We start from the raw sequence: 5363 nt of genomic DNA on the forward strand, positions 1-5363 counted from the left end.
CAGCGGGCATGGATCAACGACCCGGCCAAGCGCAGGGAGTCCACACCACAAACCTCATAGCGTCACGACCGTCTCACTGGACTTGAAATCTTCCGTCCCGATACGCCTACAAGAGCCTGCGCGTGGACCGACGCACCTACAAGGCCACCATCAGCATCGACATCCTGTTGCCAGGACCCATCAGCCCATAACTTCATGACCTTGCCCAAAAGCCGGACTGGCCCGACTGCGCGGGCTGCGGCACCCGCATGGAACACCTGCTCAGCATCACCGCGACCGAGCCGGGTGGGGGCCGGTGGCTCCCCCTGGACGACCAGGATCCCCGCCAGGACAAAGCCTCGACCCCCTCCTGGCGGGCCGAGGCCGACCCTGCTGCCCTCGACACGTTCGGGCACACCATGGACCTGGGCGACCTCGGCGGTATGTACTTCTTCGTCTGCCGAATCTGCCCCGACACGCCATACACCCACCGCTACGACTGCTGAGCCCCACCCTGCCGGCCCGCGCCCGCGTCCCCACGAAACGGCCGACCACCGGAGCCTGAGGGGGCGGTGAGCGGCGGACAGTCCCGGCCAGTGCACCGGTCTGCACACCGGCGCTGGTCAGTTGACGACGTGCACTTCGCGTAGAGGGACCTGGACCTGGTCGTGCGCGACAGCTGCGCAATCGGTACGCAGTCCCTCGCGCAGCTCTGTGGCCTGGGTGGTCGGGCTCACGGTCGGGGCCCGGGCGGCGGCGGACGACGCCCTTGTTCGCACTGCTGCGCAGACGTGCTGCGGAGAGTGCACGTCGGCGACGGTGTGGACGGTGTCGCGCATGCAGGCCCCTCATTCCTTTGGTGCGCAGTCGGGTGCGCACGAAGGGGCGGTGGCTGCGCATTCGGTACGCGATTCGGCTGCGCAGCGTCTGGCCTGCATGGTCCGGCTCGTGGTCGGGGCGTGCGCAATCGTGGTCGGGCCTGTGGCCGGGACACTGCGCTGGTCTGCGCAGCCCAGGGTCACAGATGCGCGCAGTGCATCCAGCCGACTCTACGGGCAGGGTCGCGCAGCGGCCGCCATACAGGTGCTGACGGTCCGTCGCGCAGCAGGTCAGCCAGTGGTGCCGCCAGGGCCGGAACCTCTCGCAGGAACGCCGCGACAGACGGTTCCCCGGTGGCCGTGTGCAGGGCGGTGATGCGGGTCGCGATGCCGGTGGGGCCGGTGCCGTCTAGGACGAACAGCAGCCGGGGGAAGAAGGGGTAGGTGTGCCGCCACGCCTCGTGCTGTTCCTGGTGGGAGTCCGGTTGCCGTCCGGCTGGCTGGGATGTGTAGGTGTGCAGGCGGGCGTAGGTGGTGAGTGTGGCGGCGAGGCGCTCGGGCCCTGTGGTGGCCCGGTCGATCTCCACGAATGCCTGCAGCATCGCGCCCGCGTCCCCGTCATCGTCGGCGGGGCCGCGCTGGTAGTACATCAACGCGTCGGGGACGACAGCCTCTTTGCCCCCGACGGGGTGGTGGGTCTCCGGTATCCAGTCCAGCGGCTGGCATACGTCCCCGCGGCGGCGGGCGTCTTTCAGGAACGTGAGCCCCGTTTCGGTCACCGTCAGCGCGTGTCCGACCCGCAGCCGTGCGGCGGTCCGGTCGAGCACGGCTTTCGGCGGCCGCCCGCGCAGCTTGGCCAGTCGGCGCCTGGTCTGCTCAATCCGCACCTGTGGCGCGATCGCCAGATGCATCTGCTCGGTCGTGGCCATCCGGTACTGGACCAGCACGGCCAACGCCAGCCGGTCCCCAACTCCCGCGTCCACGTTCGTCATCGTCGACTGATCCCGCCCCTTGTCCATACGAGAGCGGCACCGTTTGTGTCCGGTGCCGCGCATACGGACCACGGCAGCAGCCGGCCCCGACCGGAGGACCGACCACGAAGGCCCGACCACGGTCACGATGCGACAACGCTGCCCCGACCAGGCCGAGATCCCCACCGACGTCTCTGCCGGCGACTGCCCTCGGCCTGGCGTGGTGTGGGTGGCGTATCGGCAAGGCACCATGGCTTTTTCGAGGGTGGTCGGGGGTTTGGCATCCTCCCCTGCAGACTCTCCTCGATACGAACGAAGCCGGCGGAGAGCCTGTCCCGTCCCGCCTCGACTTGCTTCTCATGGGAGGCTGCTTGACATGCCCGATCTGCCCTCGCCCGAAGAGATCGAAGCCGCCCGCACGCCCGCCGGTGGTTGGAAGCGCGACCAGCTCGCCGCCTGGGGCGTCCCGTGGCCCCCGCCCAAGGGGTGGAAGGACGAACTGACCGAGCGCTGGCAGGCCGCACGCCAGGACGGGGCACCACCGTCCCCGCCCCGTCCGGTTGCGGCCGACTTCGCGCAGGAGGCGCTCGACTTCGGCTGACCCGATGACAGCGAGGCTGGACGAGGATCACTCTGCCCGGCCCCGCTGCGCGGTGTCAGCGCGACTGGATCCAGAGGCCGCCGTACGCGACGATGGCGCCGCCGCACCTTTCCTGGCTGCCGACGGAACCCCCGGCTATCGACCAAGGAAGGTCGCAGTTCGGTCCATGGGCGGGGTTCGCCGCCGGCCAACGGTAGCCACACGTTGTGGTCGGGTCCGTGTTGTTCGAGGTCTTCCAGTACGGCGGCACCGAGCCGGACTTCGCGGGCGAGGCATGATACGAGAGGGTGCTGGGAGACCATTGCCTGCAGGTCGCTGGTCCGGTTCTCCAGCCTGACCCGGGAGGCACCGGTGAGCACGAAGAGCACACGGGGAAAGACCGGATACCAGCGCAGCCACGCAGGACCCGCGGCGGCCTGCCTGCGCCGGCCGACGGGCTGGGCCTCGTACTGGAAGAGGCGGGCGTACTCGATCAGCTTCACGGCCAGCCGCTCACTGCTCATCGTGCTGCGATCGACTTCCACGAACGCGCGCAGCTTTCGCCGGTGTTCGCTTTCGAGGATCGTGTAGTGCATCACCGCGTCGGCCACGACACGCTCTCCCTCGCCGATGGCGTGGGACACCTCAAGGGTCCAGTCCCAGGGGCCGTGCTCGTGCCCGAGCCGGCGGGCGTCTGCGGTGAAGGCAAGGTGGGCGCGTACGACGGCGAGCGTGTGCGGGGTCTTCAGTGATGCTGCCGTGGCATGCGTTCACGCGGCTACCAGTGCATGCCGAGCCGTTCGAGTTCGGCGCAGTGGGGTGGTTCTTCCGTTGCCTGGGCTGCTGACTGTGGGCCGAAGGTTTTGGTTCAGTGTCCGCCCGGGTTCTCCACGCACGGGCCGGCGGGGGCTGGTTCGGCATAGATGCCGTACACCTCGGTCACTACGTCCTGCGGGGTAATCACGGCGGAGACGCAGGCGTGACCGTTGTAGAAGGAGAGCGACACCCGCTTGTACTGGGGAGCCTCGGAGAAGACCGCGAGCCCGTTGTCTTTCCTGCAGTCCCACCTGGCCAGGACGGCCCGTACGTCCTTCTCGGCGAACTGCCCGTCTTTGCGCATCGCCTCCAGGGCCGGGCGGATCAGGCGCACGCTGGCCTCCCCGGCCGCCCGGTTCTCCGGGGAGAGTTCCGCGGACATGCGGTATGCGTGGTTCTCGTCGAAGTGCGGGTTCTCCGCGGCCGTGCCGCTGTCTGGGGCAGGTGCCGCGGCTTTCGGTGACGACGACGGGGGTGCGCTGTCGACCACCCCTTTGGCGCATTCGGGCCAGGGCGTGAACGACCGCGGGGGCGTGGTGCTGGCCGACGCCACGGGTTGGGCCCGCGCTCCGCAGGCCGTCAGGGCCCAGGCCGCCACGAGCACGGCCGGGGCGAGCGCGAAGAGCGGGAGTGTTCGGCGATCTGGCATGCGCGCATCATCTCCCAACCGGTCTGCACGGCCGCCAGCCGGGCCCCGCGTACGACGTCGGAACCGGTCGCCTCGGGCGTCATCGCGGCATACAGCTGCGGGTCGCGGATGTCCAGGCACAGAACCTGATACGGCGTCACCAGCCCCAACCGGATCGCCTCGGACAGCTTCAGCTTGTAGGCGACCGGCCCGAAGACGGGGGAGTCCTCGTCCATGGAGGCGACCAGCCGGGGGCGGTCCCCGTCGGCCTCCCACACCCGTGCGGTGGCGGTCATGTACAGCCGCCGCGCGGCCGGGATCTGCATCTGGTCACCGCAGTCCGCCGGGCCTAGCCAGATGCAGTACCGGCCCACCATCATCACCGGCTGCCTCACCGGCACAGGCCTCGCCATGAGCCCCGACGACATCACGCATTGATCCTCAGTAGTGTGCAGTGGCCATCGATAGATTGCGCAACCCGTGCGCAGGGCCTGCCGTGGTCGGGCCCGTGGTCAGGGTCCAGGCGGTCCTCCACAGGCCCCCGTATGGGGAAGCCATTCCTCTGCGGGTCACTCCGGCCGTGTCCCGTTGCCGGTGTGGTGGACGGGCAGAGCTGTTACTCACTTTCGGGTGACCGCGGTGGTGAGGGCGGGCCGGTATGGCCCGGCGGGACGGCTTCACGCGCCTTGCGCCGGGCGGTAGTTGGGGGTGCGGGGGCCGTCAGCTGCGTGGGTTGCGGTGGTGGGTGGGTGATGCATCCGAGAGTCACGTAAATGTGGGCAAGCTGTAACACGGGCCGTGTGTCTGTCGTGACTCTCTTGGGCGGCTTGCAGGGTGTGGGTGTGCGGTCGGTCGGCCGCACACCCGCACCGCACATTTAGGTTGGCCTGCAGTTTTCCTGCTGTGGCGCCTTCGGGGTGTGCCGTACGCCTTTGTGAAGGAGGGCCTTGTGTCTGTTTCCGTCTCTGCAACCGCCCGTCGTCTGACTGCTGTCACGGCTGTGGCGGCTGCCTGTGTGGGGGCGGCGGCGCTGCCGGCGTCGGCCGCCGACCACCATCACGCGGGGCGCGGTGACCGTGCCCGGGTGGTGATTTCGGATGTGCAGTACGACTCGCCGGGCCGCGACGACCGTTCCAACCGCTCGCTGAACAGGGAGTGGGTGGAGATCACCAACATCGGCCGCCGGGCGGTCGACCTGGATGGCTGGACCCTGTCGGACGAGGACGGCCACACCTACACCTTCGACGACGTCCGGCTCGAGGGGCGTGACACGGTCCGTGTCCACACCGGCGTCGGCCGCGACAGCGACACCGACCTCTACCAGGACCGGCGCAACTACGTGTGGGACAACGACGAGGACACCGCGACCCTCTACAACGACCGCGGTCGGTTCGTCGACGACGAGTCCTGGGGCCGCCACCACCGCGACGGCGGCTGGGACCACCGCCACGGCGGCTGGCACGGCCACCGCGGCGACTACCGCCGCTGACCCAGGCTGCAGGAGCCTGCGGCCGCCGACACCGGCCCAGACCCCTTATCCCGATACCCCTTGCAGGTGGTGCGCTCCTTCC

General features: G+C 69.3%; 8 protein-coding genes and 1 pseudogene. 4 read left to right on the plus strand and 5 right to left on the minus strand.

Annotated elements, in window-relative coordinates; all coding sequences use genetic code 11:
* The first annotated feature begins 248 nt into the window (after nucleotides 1-248).
* Complete coding sequence (locus ABT085_RS43340) at nucleotides 249-485, plus strand: hypothetical protein (RefSeq protein ID WP_351621824.1); 237 nt, start codon at nucleotides 249-251, stop codon at nucleotides 483-485.
* Nucleotides 486-602: 117 nt separating this feature from the next.
* Here the strand turns inward: ABT085_RS43340 and ABT085_RS43345 are convergent, their stop codons facing one another.
* Both ABT085_RS43345 and ABT085_RS43350 read right to left on the minus strand, forming a co-directional pair.
* The gene (locus ABT085_RS43345; RefSeq protein WP_351621827.1) at nucleotides 603-818 is read right to left on the minus strand and encodes a hypothetical protein; all 216 of its coding nucleotides are present in this window, start codon (nucleotides 816-818) and stop codon (nucleotides 603-605) included.
* 179 nt (nucleotides 819-997) lie between these two features.
* Nucleotides 998-1789, minus strand: coding sequence for a replication-relaxation family protein (locus tag ABT085_RS43350; protein WP_351621830.1), 792 nt, complete (start codon nucleotides 1787-1789; stop codon nucleotides 998-1000).
* 355 nt (nucleotides 1790-2144) lie between these two features.
* Between ABT085_RS43350 and ABT085_RS43355 the strand changes: the two genes are divergently transcribed.
* A complete protein-coding gene (locus ABT085_RS43355) occupies nucleotides 2145-2369 on the plus strand; it encodes a hypothetical protein (protein WP_351621833.1) in 225 nt (74 codons plus the stop codon).
* A gap of 155 nt (nucleotides 2370-2524) precedes the next feature.
* Here ABT085_RS43355 and ABT085_RS43360 read toward each other — a convergent pair.
* The 3 genes and pseudogenes from ABT085_RS43360 to ABT085_RS43370 all read right to left on the minus strand — a co-directional run.
* Nucleotides 2525-3118, minus strand: a pseudogene (locus ABT085_RS43360) (replication-relaxation family protein); the annotation flags it as partial.
* Nucleotides 3119-3216: 98 nt separating this feature from the next.
* Nucleotides 3217-3813 carry a hypothetical protein gene (locus tag ABT085_RS43365; RefSeq protein ID WP_351621836.1) on the minus strand — a complete coding sequence of 199 codons (597 nt, stop codon included), beginning with the start codon at nucleotides 3811-3813 and terminating at the stop codon, nucleotides 3217-3219.
* Nucleotides 3744-4088 carry a hypothetical protein gene (locus ABT085_RS43370; protein ID WP_351621837.1) on the minus strand — a complete coding sequence of 115 codons (345 nt, stop codon included), beginning with the start codon at nucleotides 4086-4088 and terminating at the stop codon, nucleotides 3744-3746. The genes ABT085_RS43365 and ABT085_RS43370 overlap by 70 nt, the downstream gene beginning before the upstream one ends.
* Between ABT085_RS43370 and ABT085_RS43375 the strand changes: the two genes are divergently transcribed.
* Together ABT085_RS43375 and ABT085_RS43380 are read left to right on the plus strand one after the other, a co-directional pair.
* Complete coding sequence (locus ABT085_RS43375) at nucleotides 4087-4230, plus strand: hypothetical protein (protein ID WP_351621840.1); 144 nt, start codon at nucleotides 4087-4089, stop codon at nucleotides 4228-4230. The two genes, ABT085_RS43370 and ABT085_RS43375, sit on opposite strands and share 2 nt — an antisense overlap.
* 562 nt (nucleotides 4231-4792) lie before the next feature.
* The gene (locus tag ABT085_RS43380; protein ID WP_351621843.1) at nucleotides 4793-5281 is read left to right on the plus strand and encodes a lamin tail domain-containing protein; all 489 of its coding nucleotides are present in this window, start codon (nucleotides 4793-4795) and stop codon (nucleotides 5279-5281) included.
* Nucleotides 5282-5363 lie beyond the last annotated feature (82 nt).

Origin of the sequence: Streptomyces sp. NPDC002265, from assembly GCF_040296125.1 — a bacterium.
Lineage (GTDB): Bacteria > Actinomycetota > Actinomycetes > Streptomycetales > Streptomycetaceae > Streptomyces.